Source organism: Paenibacillus azoreducens, from assembly GCF_021654775.1.
Lineage (GTDB): Bacteria > Bacillota > Bacilli > Paenibacillales > Paenibacillaceae > Paenibacillus_AQ > Paenibacillus_AQ azoreducens.
On sequence record NZ_AP025343.1, the window covers coordinates 962650 to 984126 of the forward strand.

Sequence of the window (21477 nt, forward strand, 5' to 3'; positions counted from 1 at the left end):
CGTACACTAGAGTTCTGGAGTTACATTTCCTGTAAACCCCGCCCTCCTTGAGGGCCCATCTTACAAATGCCCATGATTATCGTAGAGATGCACATACCTAACGTCATTTTGGAACTGCTATATTGAAAGAAGCCGGAGGTGTTTGGGCGGATGAAGCTTCAGAACCCATTTACGAGATTGAACGTCAAGCAGCAGATGATCCTGTTTTTCCTTGTGCTTGTCATTCCGCTGTTCATCCTGAACGCTTATGGCAACAATAAGGCGGGACAAATTCTGAAACGGCATGTCACGAATGCGTATATCGAGCTTAACAAGCAAAATTTCAAGCTGATCAGCAGGGATATCGAAACGATCAACAAGGTCACCTCGACCGTGTTCCAGAATTCCATGATCCAGCAGCTTGACACGACCAAAGACGAGGCGATCCTCGCCCGTGTGAAGAATTACGAAAAAATCGAAGTCATGCTGAGTACATATTCACAGGAGACCGACCAAAGGGAACCGCTGTATTTTTCGCTTTATGTTTATGACCCGGACAACGCTTATTTTTTCGCACCCTATTATCCGGAGTCCAAAAAGTCGGGCGTGTATTTTTTCTCAAGCGACAAGGAAAAGCCGGAATGGTTCGACGAAGCCGTCTCCCGCAAGGGAAACGGTTATTTGAAGCTGACAGATCACCTCTCCCCGCCCGTTAATGGCCAGAAGGATCAGAAGACGCTCCTTTACGTGCGGGCGATCAATAATATCTACAAAGGCGGAACGATCGGAGTTTTGGCCGTATCCAACGTAGATGCCCGCATCAGCGAATCTTTGAAAACGGTATCACTGCCGGATGGCGAAATCTATTTCACGGATTGGAAGAACCAGATCCTGACGTCGACCGAACAAGAGAAAACAGGGGTGCTGGAACTGCCGCCGGAGCTCGATCCCGGCAATTCTACCATCGGCGTCAAGGACGTGATCACCAAGGATTTCATCTATGTCGCGGATTACAATTACGTGCTGCAGCAGAAGCTGATTTATAAAGTGCCCGTCAAAGCGCTGCTTCAGCAGCAAAACGAAATCAAACGGGTCATTCTGGTCATTTCGATCGCGTATTTTATCGTCGGCCTGATCATTATTTTGTATTTCTGGCGGTCGCTGATGACGCCGCTGCAAAAGCTGGTTTTTTTCGTCCGCAGATACGAACCGGGCAATATCGTGCCGCAGACCCCATTCCGGAAGCGAAACGACGAGGTTAGCGTGCTGATCTCGACGACCTACGATATGGCCCGAAGGCTCAACGATCTAATCCATTATAAATACACGATGGACCTGAAGCAGAAGGAAGCGCAGCTTGCGCTGTTATACCAGCAGATCAACCCGCATTTGCTGTACAACACGCTGGAAAGCATCTATTGGAAAAGCATGATGGAAGGGAATACCGTCTCCGCCGAAATGATCAAGGATTTATCCAAGCTGATGAAAATCAGCCTTAGCCGCGGACGGGAGCTGATTACGCTGGAGGAGGAGATGGAGCATGCCAGGGCTTACATCAAGCTGCAGCAGAACCGTTACGATTATGCCTTCCGCGTGGAAATGAACGTTCCGGAGTACCTGTACCCGGTCCAAATTCCGAAAATCACACTTCAGCCTTTGATCGAAAACGCCATTATTCATGGCATTAAAAATATGGGCGAGGACGGAGAAATACGGATTATCGCCGAAGAGAGCCAGGGCGTGCTGTACATCCGCATTTCGGATAACGGCTTCAAGCCCGTGGACTACGAAGCGATCCGCAAGGTGCTCAGCGACGATTCGCCGAATCCCGTGAAGGGCTACGGCATCCGAAATATCCACCGGCGCCTGCAGCTGCATTTTGGTCCGGAATATGGGCTGAACTACGAGGCGCGGGACGTTGGGGGAACGACGGTAACCGTATCGCTGCTGATTACGCTGCAGGACGATTAAAGGGAGGAATGAACGCGATGTACAACATTTTAGTCGTGGATGACGAACCGCTCATTTGCAAGGGACTGGCCGGACTGTTAAATGCATCGGGTTTGGGCATCGGCAAAATCATTACCGCAGGCAGCGGGGAAGAGGCGCTGGACTGCATCCGCATGGAGGAGATCGACCTGCTCATCACGGATATCCAAATGGGAGAGATGAGCGGCATCGAACTGATGCATCAAGCCAAAATCGTCAAGCCTTGGATGCAGACGATCATCATTTCGGCACATGAAACGTTTCAGTATGCGCAGATGGCCATCCGACTGGGAGCCCGCGATTATTTGATCAAGCCGCTCAACGGCGAGCAGTTCCTCGACTCGGTGCGCAGCGTGCTGCTCAAGATGGATAAGCCGCTGCCGCGCACGGAAGAGGTGCTTTCGGGCGGGCATGAGGATTTTCGCATGGAGGAGCCGCAGCCGGGGTTCAGCGAGCCGCTGAACCGTCTGCTGGACGTGACGGTAGACCATCCGGATGAGCCGTATCCGATGCAATCGTTCTATGACAGCATCGGCATTGCCGGTCCTTATTTCGCCGTCATCAAGGTAAAACTTGCGTTTAGCGGAGCGGATGGGGAAAGTGCCTTCCCGGAAAAGGATATTCCGCTCATGCAGTACGCTTCGCTCAATATTATCAAGGAGCTGCTGGATCAGGAATTGAACGCGCAGGTGTTCTACGCGCCTGACCGCAGCATCAATATCTTGGTGCAATGGAGCGAGGAAGAGTACGCGGAGCAGCATTCAAACCGGATCAATCAGTTGGAGATGATCAGCCGGAGCATGCACCACCATATAGGCAAGTATTTGAAAATAGAGTGCACGGTCGGCATCAGCCAAATCCTGAAGGGACTGCAGTTCGTGAACGTGCTCAGCCGCCAGGCCGACAAGGCGATGCTTTGGACCCGGGAGCACGGCGATTACCATATTTTTTACTATGGCGATTTCAGCTGGCATAATTACGCCCGCGACCCGAACGCCGAGGAGCTGTCCACCCAAAGCAACCGGATCGTGGAGCAGGCCAAAGCTTATATTGAGGATAACTACAACAAAAAGGGGCTCACGATTCATGAGGTCGCCAAGCGCAACCATGTCAGCCCGAACTACTTGAGCTACCTGTTCAAGAAAATTACCGGCTTCAACCTGTGGGAATACGTGGTCAAGCTGCGCATGGAGGAAAGCAAGTCGCTGCTGCTGCACACCGATCTGCGGCGCTACGAAATCGCGGAGCGGGTCGGCTATGAATCGCCGGAGCATTTCAGCAAAATTTTCAAAAAGTACTTCGGCGTCAGCCCGAGCGACCTGAAAAAATAGATGGAGTAAGATCAACCATCATTCACATAGAACTAGACATGTTCCAAGGCGGCTCCCTTTTTTACAATGAAGTTAAGCTGGAAATCAACAAGGAATGAGGGAGAAAAATGGGGGAGCCAGGAGCAGTGCTGCAGCCGGCGCTCAAGAACAAATCGCCCAAAAGAAGAGGGATGTTTAAAAAGCATTTTTGGGGATACATGTTTCTGCTGCCGGCTGTCGTGATTTTCATTTTGTTTTTATGGGTGCCGATCGCCAAAGGGGCCTTATACAGCTTTTACAATATTGACTTCGTGAAAGGCAACACCTTTGTCGGCTTGGACAACTATATACGGGTGTTTCATGATCCGGACGTTTGGACGGCGGTCAAAAATACGCTGTATTACATGCTGCTGACGGTCATTATCGGATTCTGGGTGCCGATCGTCGCTTCCATCGCAATTTCGGAGCTTCGCAGATTCCAAGGATTTGCGCGCATCGCCGCGTATTTGCCGTTCGTCGTTCCCGGCGTAGTGCTGTACGGCATGTGGAGATGGATGTACGATCCGGTCGGTCCGATCAACGGGCTGCTTGGCTCGTTCGGCATCGATCCGGTGTCGTTCATCTCGGACAGCCGGTGGTCGATGGTCGCGATCGTATTGATGGAGACCTGGCAGCAGTTCGGCTCGGCGATGCTGATCTATCTGGCCGGCGTGCTCAGCATTCCGCGGGATTGGTACGAGGCGGCCGAGATCGACGGGGCAGGGGTATGGAACCGCATTCGCTACATTACGCTGCCTTCGCTCCGCAGCTTGATTATCCTGATGTTTATTTTGCAGATTATTGGCACCTCGCAGGCTTACCAATCACAGCTGGCTTTGCTGGACGGAGGGCCCAATAATGCGACTCTGACTTACGCGCTTCTCATCGTCAAATATGCCTTTACGCGGCTGGATTATGGCACCGCCACGGCGCTCGGCATGTTGATGTTCGTCGTGCTCAGCCTTGTGGGGCTGCTTCAATACAAGCTGAACAAGGAGGAATACGAAAGATGAGCAAGCAGCATGAACGCGGCATCCTGTCGGACTCCGATCTGAAAAGGCCTTTCAACCGGTTCGTGTACGGCATCATGATTTTATGTATCCTCGTCATGATCGTCACGATGCTGTATCCGATTTTGATGACGATGTTTAACGGTTTGAAAACGAACCAGGAAGTGAACACGTTTCCGCCGCATTTTTTGCCGGAGACATGGAGCTGGAGCAATTTCAAGGAGGGATGGGAGTATATCGATCTCCCGATGTTCTTGAAAAATACGCTGCTGGTATTTGCCGGGAACCTGGTAATGACCATTTTCGTGCTCGGTCTCGCATCCTTCAGCATATCGCGCCTGAAGGTGCCGTATCACCGGGCGATCTACTTTTTTATTTTGATGACTCTGTTCATACCTGCTTCGAGCTACATGATACCCAACTTCGTTAACCTGAAAGATTTGGGACTCTTGAACACGTTTTGGGCTTTTTGGCTGCCGGCGGGGGCGAGCGCGTATTACTTCCTGCTGATGAAGAACTTTTTCGACGGCATCCATCCGGAGATTTTCGAAGCGGCTCGCATTGACGGCGCCTCCGAGATCAAGAGCTATCTCCGCATCGCCGTGCCATTATCTATACCCATTTTTGCCACGCTCGCGATCTTTATTTTTTCGGGTGCATGGAACGACTGGTTCTGGCCATCCCTGGTTCTTCACAGCGAAGAGAAGTACACGCTGGCTACGGCCATTTATAAATACGTCATTAGCGCCCGCAATATGGATAACAACATTAAATTCACGATCCTGTTCATGGTTATGGTGCCGCCGATTCTCGTATTCCTGGTGTTCCAACGGTTTATCATGCGCAGCGTGAGCCTGTCCGCGGTGAAAGGATAGTTTCCTATGAACATCGTAGGCCTGCACACGAAGGCCATAAGATTGCACATCGTTAGATTGCGGTTCCTCTCTTATGATGAAAGAGCAACAACATTTAATAGCGAAAAGGGGAGTTTCAATGCGTAAGTTCTCAATGGTGCTCGTTATTCTCATGCTCTCCGCCTCGATGTTGGCCGCTTGCGGCGGCGGCAAAACGGCGGAAGAAAATAAGCCGGCGGATTCCCAAGGCTCGCAAGGTACCAATGACGGCAGCAAATCCGGGGAGCCTGCCCAAACAGATGACATTTCCACCAAAAAAATTACGATCAAGATCCACTATCCGCTGCCGGACCAAAAGGAAGCCAGAGCGCAGGAAGACGATAAGATTAAACGCTTTACCGAAAAATACCCCAACGTGACGATCGTCAAGGACGACTGGCAGTACAACGTTAACGAAATCGGCATTAAAATGGCTTCGAACGAAGCGCCTACCTTCTATAACACGTTTGCGACGGAAGCCCAAATGCTCGTGGAGCATGGATGGGTTGCGGACATCAGCGATTTGTACAACAACTGGGAATACAAGGATGAAATGAATCCGCTGCTGCAGAACCAATTCCTCGTAGACGGCAAGGTATACGGCATTACGCAAAACGGCTACGTGACCTCGACGGTCATCAACAAAGGACTGCTGGATGCCAAGCAGGTGCCGCTGCCGGACATGGACTGGACTTGGGATGACATGTATAACACCGCCAAAGGCGCAACCGACGCCAAAAAAGGCATCTCCGGCATCGCTCCGATGGGTAAAGGCAATGAGGCAGGCTGGAACTGGACGAACTTCCTGTTCGAAGCCGGCGGGGATATCCAAAAGAACGAAAACGGCAAATACATTGCAACCTTCAATTCCGATGCAGGCATCAAAGCGCTCGACTTCTACAAGAAGCTGAGATGGGAAGCGAACGCGATTCCGCAGGACTGGGCGCTCGGCTGGGGGGATGCGATCAATGCGTTCCAGCAAGGACGCACGGCGATGGCAATCGCAGGCGCATTCGACATCGTCGACTCGGCTCTTAATCAAGGCGGGTTGAAGCCGGAGGACGTTCTGGTGTATCCGATGCCGGCAGCAGAGAAGGGCGGCAAGCATATCGGCATTCTTGGCGGCAACTACCTGGTCATCAATCCGAATGCTACAAAAGATGAACAGGAAATGGCTTTCCGTTACATCACATTCGATTATTTTACGGATAAAGGCATTGAAGCGCTGGATGCCAATATCCAGGAACGCAAGAGCAAAAATAAATATTACGTCCCAACTCCGTTGAACTATTACAGCGACGAGTCCGAATACGCCAAAAAGGTGAATGCCGTTTATGACAAATACGATAATGTATACCGTTATGACGAAAAAATGCTGGGCCTGATCGACGGCAAGCCTGAGGCCCAATATGGCACGCAGGACTACTACGGCGCCATGTCCAACGTCGTGCAGGAGTCCTTCTCGAAAAATGGCACGGATTCCAAAGCGCAGCTTGATGCAACCGCAAAAACCGTGCAGACGAAGTTTTTTGACAATATCAAAGCTGTCAAATAGGCGTTGACACGCATAAAAGGCGGTCCCAAGGTCATTAAGACTAAGGGACCGCCTTTTAGATGGTAAAATTTCCAATTCCGAAAGTGCGTTAAAAGTTCTTCGATAGACTTTATCGCAAGGAGCGTGCTTGGGTTCTGTCCGCGCCCTTTAATTTATCTGAACGTGTCTAAACATTCCTGTGTAGGCTAAGAAAATGGTCTTTGAAAAAAAAAGGAGCGCCTCGTATGATAGGGGTGAGACGGGTCAAATGCCCTAAAAACCTATCAGGAGGCGCCTACTATGAAGTTTACTCGAATTGAAGTTACAAATCAACGGATTGAACGAATTACCACCCAGCACGCTATCGTGGGGATCGACATCGCCAAAGAGAAGCACGTCGCTCAAGTGACCAACTTCCGCGGTATCGTACTCACGCGTCGGCATCTGACCTTTGCAAATACGCTCGAAGGCTTTGAGAGGCTGATGCGCTTTACCCAAGAAGTACAGAAGAAGCAGGGATTGACATCGGTTATCGTCGGCCTCGAGCCGACCGGACACTACTGGTTTAATCTAGCCCATTGGCTGCGGAAACAAGGAATCGAGGTCGTCCTGGTGAACCCAGTCGTGACGCATCGCAACAAGGAGAACCGTGACAATAGCCCGTCCAAAAACGATGCCAAGGATGCCCTAACCATTGCCGATGCGGTCAGCCGCGGCTTCTATACCGAGTTTACCCCGCAAGCAGGCCAATTGGAGCAACTCAAGACGCTGATGAGCGATCGGGAATTCTGGGTGAAATATGCTATCAGTTTGGGTAATCGCATCGTCCGCTGGATCGACATGTACTTTCCGGAGTTCCAGCTTGTTTTTAAAGACTGGAAGGCCGAGCGCTCGTTGGCTTCCCTGCGGGCTTTTCCTTTACCGTGCGAGTTGCAGGACCTGAACGCCGATGAAGTCATCCAGCGCTGGCACGAACAAGGCATGAGACGCCCGGGTGGAGTTACCGGGAAAGCGAAGGCGGTCCAACTCATCCAGGCGGCCAAACGCAGCATTGGCCGTACCGAGGGATTGGAGCAGGCAAGGCGAGATCTGCAGCGCCTGCTGACGGCGTACGACCAGATTACAAGCCACCTGCAAGAGATGAAGGAAGAAGTCGAAGCGCTGCTAGGGAAGATCCCCATGGCCAAACAGTTGCAGAGCATCCCCGGGATGGGCCCGACCACGATCGCAGCCTTGCTGGGATTCGCCGGCGATCTTGGTCACTATGCCCATGGACGGCAGCTCTTGCGCCGCGCCGGGCTCAATCTGGCTGAACGAACCTCCGGCAAGTACAAAGGTCAGATCAAGCTCTCCAAACGCGGAGACAGTGCGCTGCGCAAATATTTCTTTTTGGCTATGCTCACCTTGGTGCGTGAAAACCCGGACTTCAAACGGTGGCATGAACACAACTTGAACAAGGGCATGAAGAAGATGGCTTCGTTATTCAAATTAATCGGCAAGCTGGCCCGGATCGTCATCGGGATGGTCCAGCGTGGAGAAACGTATCGCCCTGAGATCGGTGTGAAGCAGGCCGCCTAACCCCGAGGATTCCTATCGATCCCGTAGCACCTGTCGCCCCGTCGTATTACGAATATTGTCTTATTCGCAGGATCTCTAATATGCACAGAGAACCGAGTGCCAGTTTCGCAAGGGCATAGACCCGTCACCTAAACGCTATCGGTCTCCACGCCTTGGGTAGGTATGACGAAGGAATGGAAGGACAATGATCCGTTGAGACATGGGAGGGTGAACCTCCAAGGGCCAAGTGGAGCGTGCAGTATACCAGCACCCACGAAGTGCGTATAAGCGTAGCTTCTGTTCTTGCACGCCCGTTTGTCGAAAAAAGCGGTGTCTACTTCTTCATTCCGGCTCTCGTTCTGTTTTACAAGGCGAAGGAATTCTGCGAATAAGTGAGTATTCGTGAGAAAACACCTTAAATACGAGGGACGAAACTGGAGAGCGTTATATCCACAAAAATGAAGCTGATTTAAATTTAACGAAACTACAGATCGTTATTTGCACGAAATACGGCCGGATGAACCTTTTTTGAGCTGAATAGCGTTTCCTGGTTTCGTTAGCAGTTTTAGAGGCTCATTTTTGCCCAAATAACGATTATGTGTTTCGTTAGCCCTCACATTACTTACGGCTCTTGCCCATCTCGCGGAACGACTCTTCCGCAGCGGCGAGGGTCGCGTCGATATCTTCATCCGTATGGGCAGTGGTCAGGAACCAGGCTTCATATTTGGACGGTGCCAGGTTAATGCCCCGATCCAGCATATGACGGAAGAAAGCGGCGAAAGCTTCACCGTCCGTGTCCTGCGCCTCTTCGTAATTGGTGACCGGGTGAGCGCAGAAATGCGTGGACAACGAGCCGCGGATACGGTTGATCGTCAGCGGCACGCCATGGCGGTCAGCCGAGGCCTGCAGTCCGTCGGTAAGTTTAACTGCCAACCGGTTCATTTCTTCGTAGACGCCTTCTCCCTGCAGCACTTCAAGACAGGCGATGCCGGCGGCGATCGAAGCCGGGTTGCCAGCCATGGTGCCGGCTTGGTAAGCAGGGCCGAGCGGAGCTACCTGCTCCATAATTTCTTTGCTGCCGCCGTAAGCGCCGATCGGCAGACCGCCGCCGATAATTTTGCCAAGCGCAGTCAGATCCGGTTTGATGGCATCATGATTGCTGAGGCCGGAGAAGGTTTGGGCCGAGCCGTAATGGAAACGGAAAGCGGTGATGACTTCGTCATAAATCACCAGCGAGCCATTGTCACGAGCCATTTGGCAGAGACCTTCCAGGAAGCCCGGTTCCGGCATAACCATGCCGAAGTTGCCGACGATCGGCTCAACCATAACCGCCGCCACGTCTTTGCCCCATTTGTCCAGCGCTTCACGCAGCCCGTTCAAATCGTTAAACGGAACGGTGATGACTTCCTGCGCGATGCTGGAAGGAACGCCGGCGCTGTCCGGGGTACCGAGAGTGGAAGGGCCGGAACCTGCCGCAACCAGCACCAGATCGGAGTGGCCGTGATAGCAGCCGGCGAATTTGATGATTTTGCTTCGCCCGGTATAGGCCCGTGCGACGCGGATCGTCGTCATGACGGCTTCGGTGCCGGAGTTGACGAAACGCACCTTGTCCATCGAAGGGATGGCTTCCTTAAGCATACGGGCCAGTTTGATCTCCAGTTCTGTCGGCGTGCCGTACAGCGTGCCGTTTTCAGCGGCGTGCGTGATTGCTGCCGTAATATGGGGATGGGCATGTCCCGTAATGATCGGACCGTATGCCGCCAAATAATCGACGTATCGGTTCCCGTCTTCATCCCAGAAATAAGCGCCTTTGGCTCTTTTCATAAATACGGGCGCCCCGCCGCCTACCGCTTTGAATGAACGGGAGGGACTGTTGACGCCGCCGACGATGTGCTGAGTAGCTTCCTGGTAGAGATGTTCTGAACGTGAACGATTCATGTTTATTTCAACTTCCTTTCCTGATTGGGAAAAGCATACGGGCAGCTCTTAGTCGCTGCTGCCCGTACTGCTTTTTGTTTTGCCGGACGAAGTGTCCTGCGAATTTGTATCGCCGGTTTCGGACTCGGTTTTGCCGTCGCTTGCAACTGGCACCGGTGTCGGTTTGTTAAAGATATCCTTGATGTAATTCTTCAGGGCCGATTCGCTGGAAACCGTGAGAACGGCAGCCTTGTTGATGGTCTTTTCCTTCAAAAGCTTCATCGGAGGAATCTGCTCGCTGCCGGCCATCTCGCTCTTGTAACCGACCGAAGCTAGTTTCCACATATCATTGACGGACAGGTTGGTGTCGATATAAGGACTGACTTCCTCCAATATATCAGGGAGTTTCATGATGGATGTCGTAGACTGCATTTTCCCGGCTACGGCCTTCAGAAAGGCGCGCTGGCGTTCTGTCCGGGTGAAATCCGAGGTTGCATCATGACGGAAGCGGACATACTGCAGCGCTGTTTTTCCGTCCAGGTGCTGCGTCCCTTTTTTTAGATCGATGTCATATTCATGCTTATCCGCGGCGCTAGGGTAGTACATATCTTTTTCCACGTAAAAATCGACGCCGCCGACCGCATCCACCATTTTGATAAAGCCTTGAAAATCGGTATAGACATAGTATTGGATCGGAATCCCCAGTAAATCGCCGACGGCTTTCATAGCCGTATTCGGACCGTGCGTAATCGCCGTATTGATCCGTTCTTTTCCATGTTCCGGAATATTGGTATAAGTATCGCGCAGAATAGAAAATAGATGAATGCGTTTTTTGACGGGATCAAGGGAGACGACCATCATGCTGTCCGACCTGGGAATTTCACCTTCCTCAATACCGCGTGCGTCCACGCCCATAAGAAGGATGTTTACCGGCTCGGTGCCTTCCCATTTGGGAGGGTCGGGAACCTTGACTTCAACAGTGTTCAAATTTTTAAAGGGAGAAGCTTCTCCGGTCTTGTGCAAACCCTGAAGACCATTATAAATCGAAGTAAAATAATATACTGCGTATCCGATTACGGCTGCCAAAATGACGGCTATAATCCACAATATCGCTTTCTTCCTTGAAGTCATTCCTTCTCTTCCTTTCAATTTTCCTGATAAAAGAGGTAGCTGCCGTTTTCGACATTTTATAAGGGTTAGGATTCATTTATTATAATTTTTTTTGTCAATACAATCAATTTTATGATATAGAAGAGCTAAGCTTGTTTTATAGAGGAAAAAGTATCCACCCTCTTGTCGAAAGGAGACAAAACGAATATGGCAGAGCTTACAATCGGACAAACAGTTCCGGATTTCACCCTTCCGGCGGCGACCGGCGAACAAGTTACGCTGAGCAGCTTCCGCGGACGTAAGGTTGTATTGTATTTTTACCCGAAGGATATGACGCCCGGCTGTACCCAGGAAGCATGCAGCTTTCGCGATTCCCATCATAAATTGGAGGAAAAGGGGGCCGTGGTCATTGGCATAAGCCCCGATCCGGTGAAATCCCATCGCAAGTTTGCGGATAAATACGAGCTGCCTTTTCTCCTGCTGTCGGATGAAGACCACCATGTCAGCGAGCTGTATGGCGTATGGCAGCCCAAAAAGATGTTCGGCCGCGAATATATGGGCATTGTCCGCTCCACTTTTCTCATCGATGAGGAAGGGAAGCTGATGAAAGAATGGAATAAGGTTAAAGTAGCAGGACATACCGAAGATATTTTGGATGCTCTTGCCTGACCGCGAAAGAACCGGCACTGCTCTTACGGCAGCCAGCCGGTTTTTTAGTTTTTTGGTGACCCCGCAAAGTACTTGGAATAAGCATCAAAGCATAGGCTCCACTTAGTACTTCTGCTCCGCAAAAGCGCCCTTCAGGCGTCGGACTTCTTTCCGATACTCTTTATCGGGTTGTTTTTTGCTTCCCGGCCCCAGAAAACTATATAAGTTGAACTAAAGAAGATGAAAAGGGATAGGCAAGAGGGAGAAAGATTTACGGAGAAGCAGAGCGTTCGCCTTTGTGAGCGGATTTCTACCATAGATTAGGTTCAAATCATAGAAATCTGGGAGCAACAGCGATCGAAAGAACATTTCACCCGGCTGCCTCCTTCCGTCATAATCATTGGTTCAACTTATATAGAATGAATATATCGAAGAATCCAATGACTTACGTAGGGATATTACTAGATGTATATAGTGGGCATTCTAAAAAAATGACAGGGTAACGGATACGTATCTTGTCCGATTTTCATGAAATTACGAAAGAATTTTGTAAAAACATATGTCAATTTATTCTTATATTTTTATTGACATACAAACAGATTGGCATTAAACTAATTCGTACGCGAAATATTAGAAATGGAATAGATTATGAAACAGGGTGAACATGCTTTGAATTCGAAAGAACAAATTCTTGAATTGCTGTACTCTTTTCGCCAAGTGCATCTCAGCTTCTACCAGACGTTCTGGAAGGAAGCCGATATGCTTGGGACCACCTGGATTCAGTATCTCGTGCTGCGAACACTCCGTGATCACCCGGACATCGGACTCACCGAGCTTGCAGATTTCATTCTTATAGGAAACAGCACTACCAGCGGTGTCGTGGATCGTCTTGTCAAAGCGGGGCTTGTCGAACGCAAACGCTCCGAGACGGATCGTCGTTCCATCACGTTGAGAAATACAGAGGAAGGAGATGAGCTAAAGGAACGCACCGAAGACATATTCAATGGCTATCTCGAGCCTCTTTTGCAAATCAAGGAAGAGGATCGGCGCCGTTTATTGGATATACATCAACAAATTGTTGACTTATTATCACAAAAGGGAGAGAGAGAAGTACATTATGAATAGCAGCCAAGCTCAGTCTATGGAACATGTCAAGAAAGGCCCGATTATCGCGGCTATGCTGATCGGTGCTTTCGTGGCATTCTTGAACCAGACGCTGATGAATGTCGCCCTTCCCAAAATCATGGATGATTTGGGAATCCAAGCCACGACCGGGCAATGGCTCACCACCGGTTACATGCTTGTCAATGGTGTTTTAATCCCGGTTACGGCGTTTTTGATTGCCCGGTTTACAACCCGCCAGTTGTTTATATCGGCCATGTCATTGTTTACGCTAGGAACACTTATATGCGCGGTTTCGCCTTCGTTTGCGATCTTGATGATCGGCCGTTTAATCCAGGCCGGCGGCGCAGGGATTTTGATGCCGCTGATGACGGTCGTGTTCCTGAATATCTTTCCGGTTGAAAAACGCGGGTCGGCGATGGGGATGATGGGGATCGCGATGATTTTGGCTCCGGCCATCGGCCCGACTTTGTCCGGCTACATTGTCGAACATCATTCCTGGCGTGTTCTGTTCTACATCATTTTGCCGTTTGCCGTCATCGCAACGGTCATCGGCGTACTCTTCGTAAGAAACGTAACCAAGGTCACGAAGCCCAAATTCGATTTGATTTCGGTTGTGTTATCCACCGCCGGCTTCGGCGGATTGTTGTACGGATTCAGTGAAGCAGGCACAGCCGGCTGGAACAGCAGCGAAGTGGTTTGGTCGCTTGCGATTGGCACCGTCGCTCTGATTGCTTTCGTAGCGGTCCAATTGATGTCCAAAAACCCGATGCTGGAATTCCGGATTTTCAAATACAATATGTTTACATTAACGACGCTCATCAACGTCATCGTTACGATGGCCATGTATGCAGCCATGATTCTGATGCCGCTATTTCTGCAGAACATCCGCGGCTTTACGCCGCTTGAATCCGGTCTGATGATGCTCCCTGGGGCGATTGTGATGGGAATTATGTCACCGATCACGGGAGCGATTTTCGATAAGATCGGGGCAAGATGGCTTTCGGTTATCGGCCTTGCGATTACGGTCGGCATGACCTATGAATTCAGTCATTTGACCGTGGATACGAGCTACACGCATTTGATCGTGATTTATACGGTGCGCATGTTCGGCATGTCGCTTATGATGATGCCGATCCAAACGGCCGGCCTGAACCAGCTGCCGCGCAGCATGAATGCCCATGGCACGGCGATGTCCAATACGCTGCGGACGATTTCCGGTTCCATCGGTACGGCGATCCTGGTGACGGTTATGACCTCGCAGACGAAGCATTATGTGACCGAAGGAATTAAAGCCGGCGCCGCCAAGGCGACTGACAAAGCGCAAATGGCAGCCTTGACCGGGCAGTCCATGGTCCATGGCATTAACGACGCGTTCGTTATTGCAACCTGGCTCAGCGCAGTATCTCTGGTTCTGGCTTTCTTCATCAAGAAAACCACGCCGCAAGAAGAAAATCCGAAAGCGGAGATGCAGCAGGTGGGCCAAACGGCAAATGCCAAAGGTTAATTGCATCATGAATCCTCTTTGAAATCATTGATCTTATCATCATGCCAAAAAGACGCATCCTGGATCTTCAGGGTGCGTCTTTTCTTCTTCGAATATTACATCAGGGTTATTTAATCACGTCTTTTGACAAGGGTTCGGCTTTGGATTTGCGCTTGAGCTTGCTGAACATGGCGCTAATAGATTTTCTGCAGCGATAGATGATCAGGGCGATTACAAGCGCTATGATGGCGGCTATCACCCAAATGGAGTATTTTTCTACCAGATGGAAGGCGTAATTCCATTGGGGGCCGAAGAACTTGCCGACACCGACAAACACGATCACCCATACAAGTGCGCCGCTATAAGCATAAAGGGCGAACTTTCGGAAAGGAACCGCGATGATTCCGGAGAAATATCCGGTGAAATGCCGGACGCCAGGAATAAAATATCCGATAAATACCAGGCTTTGTCCATATTTGTTAAACCATTTTTGCGCGCGCTCGATCTTGTTTTCGGACAGCAGCACCCATTTGCCATACCGCCGTATAAAAGGAAGACCTGCTTTTAGGCCGACGAAATACGTGATCGTAATCCCGATCGTTGTGCCCAGGAATGCAATCACAAGCAGCCAGCCGAAATTAAGTTTGCCCATATAAGAGAGGTACCCCGCATACGCCATTGTCGTTTCGCCGGGGAACGGAAGGGCGATAAACTCCAGCACCAGCCCAAGAAACAAAACAATATAACCGTAATCCTCAAATAATACTTGTATCCACTTTAGCAGTTCCAACGGACTCACTCCAAACCAGATCCAGAGATATATTTTTCTTTTGCCAAAAGACGGCAGATCCCAAGTCTATTTCGAACTTCTCCACCATATAATCTACCAGAAAGCAGAATTCATAGTAATAGTGGAGGTATCGGGATGGTTAACAGGGAATTGCCAGGTACAAAAAGAGGGTTTTGCCGCATGCTCGCTTTATTCATGTTGATGTTTTTTTCGTTTTCAGGACAACAAGCGTTCGGGGAGCAAATCCCGTCTACAAATGCAGAAGCACCGGTATACGAGGCAAGCCGGCAGCAAAACGAACCGCTTTATGCATCGTCATCTTCTAAAGTTAAACCGGAAGCCGCGGCGGCTCCAAAAACAGTCTTCCTTACGTTTGACGATGGACCCAGCGCATTAACCTGCAAAGTTCTCGATATTTTGAAAAAAAATAATATTCATGCGACCTTTTTCGTTCTGGGCGAGCAGGTGAAGCGATATCCCGAGGTGCTGCAGCGCATTTACGAAGAAGGACATGCCATAGGCAATCACTCGTACAATCACAATTATACAGAACTTTATAGCGGATTTCCTGTGTTCTGGAACCAGATCAAAAAGACGGAAGAAGAGGTCAACCGGATTACCGGTTTCCGTCCGCAGCTGGTCAGAGCTCCCGGAGGAACGGCAGGACATTTTGATGATACATATTTTCGCCTGATGAAGCTGGGCGGATACATTGTGACGGATTGGAATGTGGATAGCGGCGACTCGAAGCGGCGCGGAGTACCCGAGTCTGAAATTATAAAAGGGGCCGAAACGCCGGTAAAGTCGGATCGGGTCGTGCTGCTGATGCATGATGGCAGCGGACATGGCGAAAGCGTTAAGGCTCTGCCGCAAATCATCGCATGGTACAAGAGCAAGGGATATCAATTTGGGGTTCTTTCGCCGAATGATGAGCCCATTCAGTTCAAAGTCAATGACAAGGCGAGATCGCTAAAGCGAAATGCGCCAAGCGAAGCATGGGTTCAATCGCATGTGGCAGGCAACGCGGCTTTATTTGCTGACGGCAAACCGCTGCGGCTGGAAGTGGGGCCGCAGGAAACGACGCTAGGGCCGGGTGAATACTTGTATGAGAATGGGCGGTACCTGGTTCCGGTGCGCACTGTGGCGGCAAGACTCGGCGGCACGGCCGCCTGGAATGCCACAACGCAGACGGCGGGAGTTGCGCTGCTGGCGGGGACGAACAAGACGCTGCAAATTGACATGAGATCGGGATCGCTGAGCATCAGGTCCCCGGGCAAGGAGCAGTCCGCGCGATCTACGTCCATCCGGGTGTTCAATGATGCGGTCTGGATTCCGCTTCGCGATCTTTTTGACGGTGCGGGTTATACGCATATCGTGGCCTCCGAAAACAACAAGGAGAAAAGAGTTAAGGTATTCTGATCATTTGCCCGGAGTTCTTCCAGGCGGATGTCTACTTCCTCTCATTTATGGAAAGACTATATTCATAGATTCCGATCAGGAACTCAAATTCCGTAATGAAGAGGAGGTTATCGAAATTGTCTACTCCTTCTATACAACCCCAGGACATTGCTCCTGAACTTCTGGAGCGGGTAATCGCCCGCGTAGGAACCGTGATCGTCGGGAAGGAAACCCAAATCCGGCTTGCCGTCATGTCGATGCTGTGCGGAGGGCATGTGCTGCTGGAAGATATGCCCGGCGTGGGTAAAACGATGCTGGTACGGGCGCTTGCGGCTTGTCTCGGCGCTAGTTTTGGCCGTATCCAATTCACCTATGACTTGATGCCGGCGGATGTCACAGGAACGTCGGTATACCGTCAGCACACCGGCACATTCGAATTTCGCCCGGGGCCGATTATGTCCAACTTGGTATTGGGCGATGAACTTAACCGGGCTTCCCCGCGGACACAATCGGCGCTGCTGGAAGCGATGGAGGAAGGACGGGTAACCGTCGATGGCCACACCTATCCGCTGCCGCGGCCGTTTTTGCTTTTGGCCACCCAGAACCCGCTGCAGTTCGAAGGAACTTACCGGCTGCCTGAAGCGCAGCTGGATCGTTTCCTGATGCGGATTCAGCTCGGATACCCGGAGCCGCAGCAGGAAATCGAGCTTTTATCGCGCATGCAGGGGGGACATCCCTTGGAGCGGCTGAAGCCTGTCATGCTGGCCGAGGAAATGGTGCGGATGCAGCGGGAGGTCAAAGGCGTATTTGTGGATGATTCCATCAAGCTGATGCTGGTTCAAGCCGCAGATGCTTCAAGGCGTCATGCCAAAGTACAGCTCGGCATCAGTCCGCGCGGCACGCTCGCCTGGATGCAGGCCTCGCAGGCAGCCGCTTATATGGCGGGCCGTTCCTATGTGATCCCGGATGACGTGAAGATAACGGCCGTGCCTGTGCTGGCACACCGGCTGCTGCTTAGCCACGAGGCGGTTCTCGCTGGAACAAAAAATGAGGACGTTGTACTGGAACTGTTAGCAGCGATCACGATTCCCCTTGCGTCCCGAAAAGGAGCCAAACCATGAAAAGGCGTTTGGCGGAATGGGTAACAGGCGCTGCAGTTTTGGGTGGACTAGCCGCTTTTTATGTTTGGCATGGGGGAGCAGCCGCGCTTTATATACTGCTGCTTGCAGGGATGGTCGTGCTATCAGGCGTTTTGCTCCAGCTGCTGGGGCCGCGGCGATTTAGCGTTGAGCGGCAATTATCCCAAGCGGTTATATCGGCCGGCGAGGCGACGATGATCCAGGTGCAGGTGGAATTCAGCTCCTGGCTGCCCGTACCCTGGCTTGCCGTAGAGGACTACTATACTGGCGGGCGCAGCCGCAGGGTTTTGTTTCCCTGGTTCCGGCGCAAGCTCTCGTACAGCTTCGAGCTTAGCAACTTGCCGCGCGGAGTTTATTCATTTGATGCCTGCCTGCTTGAATGGGGCGGGCTGTTCGGCTGGTTCAAGGGAGAGCGGCTGCAGAAATCGGAAGGGAGGCTTCTGGTTCTGCCGAAACCGCTGCCGCTCGGGAATGCCTTGGCCGTGCCGAAGGCAGCATCCATGGCGGCATCCGGGCAGCCGTTTCAAACGGCAAAGCAAAGGCGGGGCGTCAAAGGTCCCGAGGTCAGGGAATATATGCCTTCCGATCCGCTGAACCGGATCCATTGGAAGAGCTCGGCCAAGCGCGGCAAACTTCAAACCTTGCTGCCTGAGGAGGAGCGGAACCCGTCTTGCCTCCTGATTCTGGACCGTTCCTTTCAGGGATATACACGAAGCAGCGGTTCGGAAGAGGAGGGGCGGAAACGGGCCGAACAGGCTTTTGAAAAGGCCGTATCGGCAGCCGCAGCGATTCTGGGTGAAATGATGCGTACCGGTTCCCGCGGCAAGTTAATATACGGAACGGGGAAGGGCGTGATTAACAGTGCGGGTGCGGACGCCGGACGGGAAGAGGGAGCGGGCGGCAGCGACGCCTATTCCCGCATGCTTGCTGAATTGTCGCCGGTAACATTGGCTGAAGGTCCGGCGCTACCGATGCTGCTGGAAGAAAGCATGAAATACTTGGCGCCGGGAACCCGCGTAATCATCATTACCGGCATGATGGACAACCAGACGGTCGATACCGCCGCCCGGCTCGCGGCAAGAGGGGTTCGGGCCGATTTCTACTGCACTGCCATTGCCGAAGGCCAAGCCGGCACGGAAGGCCGCAAAACAAACGGAGACGGGGGAACGGATTCCCCTTTGGCTGCGGCTATCCGGTTATCCGCAAGCGGAGCCGGCATCTACGCTATCGAACATGATCGGGCGATGAGGATCGGTTTGGCGGCGGGAACGCTCCCTTCCGGAGAGGGGGCGGTATAGATGGAAAAGGGAAAAGATCCGTTTTGGTACAGAGGATTGGTTTCACTGCTTATAATGGGGCTTTTTATGGAGTGGCTTCATCCCCTGCGGTCTTTGAATATCATGTCCTTTGGAGAGGAATGGTTTCCGGCGATGTATTTATTCACCGGCATGCTTCTTCTGCTTGGTCTGTTCGGCTTGAAATGGACGATTTATATGCCTTTATACGGATTGTGCACTTTGGCTGTCTGGGCTTACATGGTCAGGGGGAGCGAAGAGACGGCCGGCTTCATGTCATCCCTTACCCTTTTGCTGCGGGATGCGGGAATGATTCTTTCCAACGGGCAGTTTTCCATGATCAGCCAGGAGTCGCGCATGCTGGTGCTTATGATCGGCTGGGCTTTGCTTGTCTATTCGGTTCAATCATTGGCGCTGCTTCGCAGCAGTGTCCTGCTTTTTGCGATGGCCACGCTGATCTATTTATTCTGTCTGGAGACGCTGCTGGATATTTCCGTATATGGGGATATCGTCCGTACCGGCGCTTTGATCTTAATGCTGCAAGGCATGATTCATCTCTCACGTCTGCGGGAAAGCGGGAAAATCGACCACGTCTTCAGGCAGGCATACAGCCGCTGGAGCTTCTTATTAACGGCAGCGGTGCTGCTGCTTGCCGCGGTAAGTTGGCTTGGCGTAACCCTGGCGAAGCCGGGGCCTGCGGCCCGGATTTCCCTTCAGCAAACGGCGGAACGCCTTGCGGAGTGGGTAAAAGCTGAGTACGGCAAAGAGGCGGTAGCGGTGACGGGATATAATTTATCCGGCGAAGAAGAGGAGATGGGGTTGCCCCTTCGTCAAAGCAACCGCGTTTACTTCACGGCGCAAACTCCGGTCGCTACGTATTGGCGCGGGGAAACCTTTAGCGAATATAACGGCAGAAAATGGTCCGAAACTGAAGATGACGTGAAGACGGGTTATGCGCCAGGCATCATTGCGAATCCATCGGACTACACGACCGGGAAGCCTCAAACCATAACGCAGCGTGTCGAATTCGCGCAGCCCCCGCGGCAAAGCTTTCCGTTATTTGGCGGGGGGAAGGCTGCGGAAATTGCAGACCTGCAGCTGTTGCCGGGCACGCGCGCCTTGCCTGCTTCGATTGAATACAACGTAGATGCCAGGACGGTAAAGGTCATATTGGACAAAGGCCAGCCCCAAGTTGAAGGCTATACCTTGAAAGTTGAAATTCCCGGCAAGGACCCGCAGGGTCTCCATAAAGAGACCGGGGCGGATCCCATGCCTGTCCGGAAACGATATTTGCAGCTGCCGGAGAAACTTCCGCAGCGGGTCAAGGATCTGGCCGCCGAACTTGTCAAAGGGGCTTCGAGCCGCTATGAACAGGTGGAGGCGGTGAATAATTATTTGCGGCAGCATGGATCTTATACGCTGGATACAAGGGTGCCGCCTGAGGGACAGGATTTTGTCGATGATTTCCTGTTTGTGACCCATGAGGGATATTGCAATCATTACTCCACGGCTATGGCGGTACTGCTTCGCAGTCAGGGCATTCCAACCCGATATGTAAAAGGATTTACGCAAGGCAAGCAGGATTCGGTTCATCCCGATCTTTATTCGGTTAGCGAAGGCGATGCGCATTCCTGGGTCGAGGTTTATTTTCCGGAATCAGGCTGGGTTCCGTTCGACCCTACGCCTGGATTTGCAATATTCGGCGGCACGGACCGGCCGGCTTCCGCGTTTTATCACCTCTCTGCCGCCGGGAGCGATGCCTTGTCGAAGATGACTGAATATACCGCTGCCGGATGGCTGCGGACGGTTGATTTCATTTGGCGCAAGAAGGTTTTAATGATAGAGATTGCAGTTATAGCTGCGATCCTGGGGATAGCCGCCGTAATATTGAAGCCATGGCTGGGGAGAGTTCCTTTGTGGCTGCGGCTTCATACAACAAGGCGACGCTTTCCCGGCAGGGAAGAGCTAATGAGGGAGGCGCTTGGCGTATGGCACGCACTTGCGCGCCGTTTCGGCGCCCCTCAGGCGGGCTGTACCGCAAGGGAGTATATTGGCAACCTTCCGGTTGAACAGGAAGAATTACGCGCATTGTTGTACGATTTTACCGCCGATTGGGAAATGATAGCTTATGATGAAGGTCCGATGAATCGGAGCCGATGCATAGCATTTTTGCGCCGCTGCCTGCGGATCTCCAAAAAAGTGGCATGAAACTGCCTGCCTGGTTTTCTTGACGGTATGAATTGTCGTTGCGTATAATTAAT

General features: G+C 51.7%; 16 protein-coding genes. 13 read left to right on the top strand and 3 right to left on the bottom strand.

Annotated elements, in window-relative coordinates; translation table 11 throughout:
- Positions 1–150: 150 nt before the first annotated feature.
- The 6 genes from L6442_RS04110 to L6442_RS04135 all read left to right on the top strand — a co-directional run bounded on the left by L6442_RS04110 (position 151) and on the right by L6442_RS04135 (position 8332).
- The gene (locus L6442_RS04110; RefSeq protein WP_212980235.1) at positions 151–1950 is read left to right on the top strand and encodes a sensor histidine kinase; all 1800 of its coding nucleotides are present in this window, start codon (positions 151–153) and stop codon (positions 1948–1950) included.
- A 17-nt stretch (positions 1951–1967) separates the two neighbouring features.
- Positions 1968–3299 (top strand): response regulator transcription factor, encoded by a 1332-nt coding sequence (locus L6442_RS04115; protein WP_212980234.1) that lies wholly within the window; start codon positions 1968–1970, stop codon positions 3297–3299.
- Between the two features lie 170 nt (positions 3300–3469).
- Complete coding sequence (locus L6442_RS04120; protein WP_373871840.1) at positions 3470–4330, top strand: carbohydrate ABC transporter permease; 861 nt, start codon at positions 3470–3472, stop codon at positions 4328–4330.
- Entirely contained in the window at positions 4327–5202 is an 876-nt protein-coding gene (locus L6442_RS04125) for a carbohydrate ABC transporter permease (RefSeq protein ID WP_194235081.1), read from the top strand. The genes L6442_RS04120 and L6442_RS04125 overlap by 4 nt, the downstream gene beginning before the upstream one ends.
- A 118-nt stretch (positions 5203–5320) precedes the next feature.
- The gene (locus tag L6442_RS04130) at positions 5321–6775 is read left to right on the top strand and encodes an ABC transporter substrate-binding protein (RefSeq protein ID WP_212980232.1); all 1455 of its coding nucleotides are present in this window, start codon (positions 5321–5323) and stop codon (positions 6773–6775) included.
- Positions 6776–7054: 279 nt separating this feature from the next.
- A complete protein-coding gene (locus tag L6442_RS04135; RefSeq protein ID WP_237099969.1) occupies positions 7055–8332 on the top strand; it encodes an IS110 family RNA-guided transposase in 1278 nt (425 codons plus the stop codon).
- A gap of 597 nt (positions 8333–8929) precedes the next feature.
- On the opposite strand, the gene L6442_RS04140 is transcribed toward L6442_RS04135, so the two are convergent.
- Positions 8930–10249 carry a glutamate-1-semialdehyde 2,1-aminomutase gene (locus L6442_RS04140; RefSeq protein WP_272880321.1) on the bottom strand — a complete coding sequence of 440 codons (1320 nt, stop codon included), beginning with the start codon at positions 10247–10249 and terminating at the stop codon, positions 8930–8932.
- A 48-nt stretch (positions 10250–10297) separates the two neighbouring features.
- Positions 10298–11359: an LCP family protein gene (locus tag L6442_RS04145; RefSeq protein ID WP_212981570.1), complete on the bottom strand. Its 1062-nt coding sequence runs from the start codon at positions 11357–11359 to the stop codon at positions 10298–10300.
- Positions 11360–11545: 186 nt separating this feature from the next.
- On the opposite strand from L6442_RS04145, the gene bcp reads away from it, so the two are divergent.
- From bcp to L6442_RS04160, 3 genes are all read left to right on the top strand, one after another.
- Complete coding sequence (bcp, locus tag L6442_RS04150) at positions 11546–12007, top strand: thioredoxin-dependent thiol peroxidase (RefSeq protein WP_212981571.1); 462 nt, start codon at positions 11546–11548, stop codon at positions 12005–12007.
- Between the two features lie 648 nt (positions 12008–12655).
- Positions 12656–13111, top strand: coding sequence for a MarR family winged helix-turn-helix transcriptional regulator (locus tag L6442_RS04155; protein ID WP_212981572.1), 456 nt, complete (start codon positions 12656–12658; stop codon positions 13109–13111).
- The gene (locus tag L6442_RS04160; protein WP_212981573.1) at positions 13104–14615 is read left to right on the top strand and encodes a DHA2 family efflux MFS transporter permease subunit; all 1512 of its coding nucleotides are present in this window, start codon (positions 13104–13106) and stop codon (positions 14613–14615) included. Before L6442_RS04155 ends, L6442_RS04160 begins: the two co-directional genes overlap by 8 nt.
- Positions 14616–14721: 106 nt before the next feature.
- Here the strand turns inward: L6442_RS04160 and L6442_RS04165 are convergent, their stop codons facing one another.
- Positions 14722–15384 (bottom strand): DedA family protein, encoded by a 663-nt coding sequence (locus tag L6442_RS04165; RefSeq protein ID WP_194235086.1) that lies wholly within the window; start codon positions 15382–15384, stop codon positions 14722–14724.
- A 135-nt stretch (positions 15385–15519) separates the two neighbouring features.
- Between L6442_RS04165 and L6442_RS04170 the strand changes: the two genes are divergently transcribed.
- The 4 genes from L6442_RS04170 (at position 15520) to L6442_RS04185 (ending at position 21424) form a co-directional block, all read left to right on the top strand.
- Positions 15520–16803, top strand: coding sequence for a polysaccharide deacetylase family protein (locus L6442_RS04170; RefSeq protein WP_237100204.1), 1284 nt, complete (start codon positions 15520–15522; stop codon positions 16801–16803).
- 116 nt (positions 16804–16919) lie between these two features.
- On the top strand, positions 16920–17903 hold the full coding sequence (locus L6442_RS04175) for an AAA family ATPase (RefSeq protein WP_237100205.1): 984 nt from the start codon (positions 16920–16922) through the stop codon (positions 17901–17903).
- Positions 17900–19219 (top strand): DUF58 domain-containing protein, encoded by a 1320-nt coding sequence (locus L6442_RS04180; protein WP_212981575.1) that lies wholly within the window; start codon positions 17900–17902, stop codon positions 19217–19219. Before L6442_RS04175 ends, L6442_RS04180 begins: the two co-directional genes overlap by 4 nt.
- Entirely contained in the window at positions 19220–21424 is a 2205-nt protein-coding gene (locus L6442_RS04185) for a transglutaminase TgpA family protein (protein ID WP_212981576.1), read from the top strand.
- Positions 21425–21477: the final 53 nt, after the last annotated feature.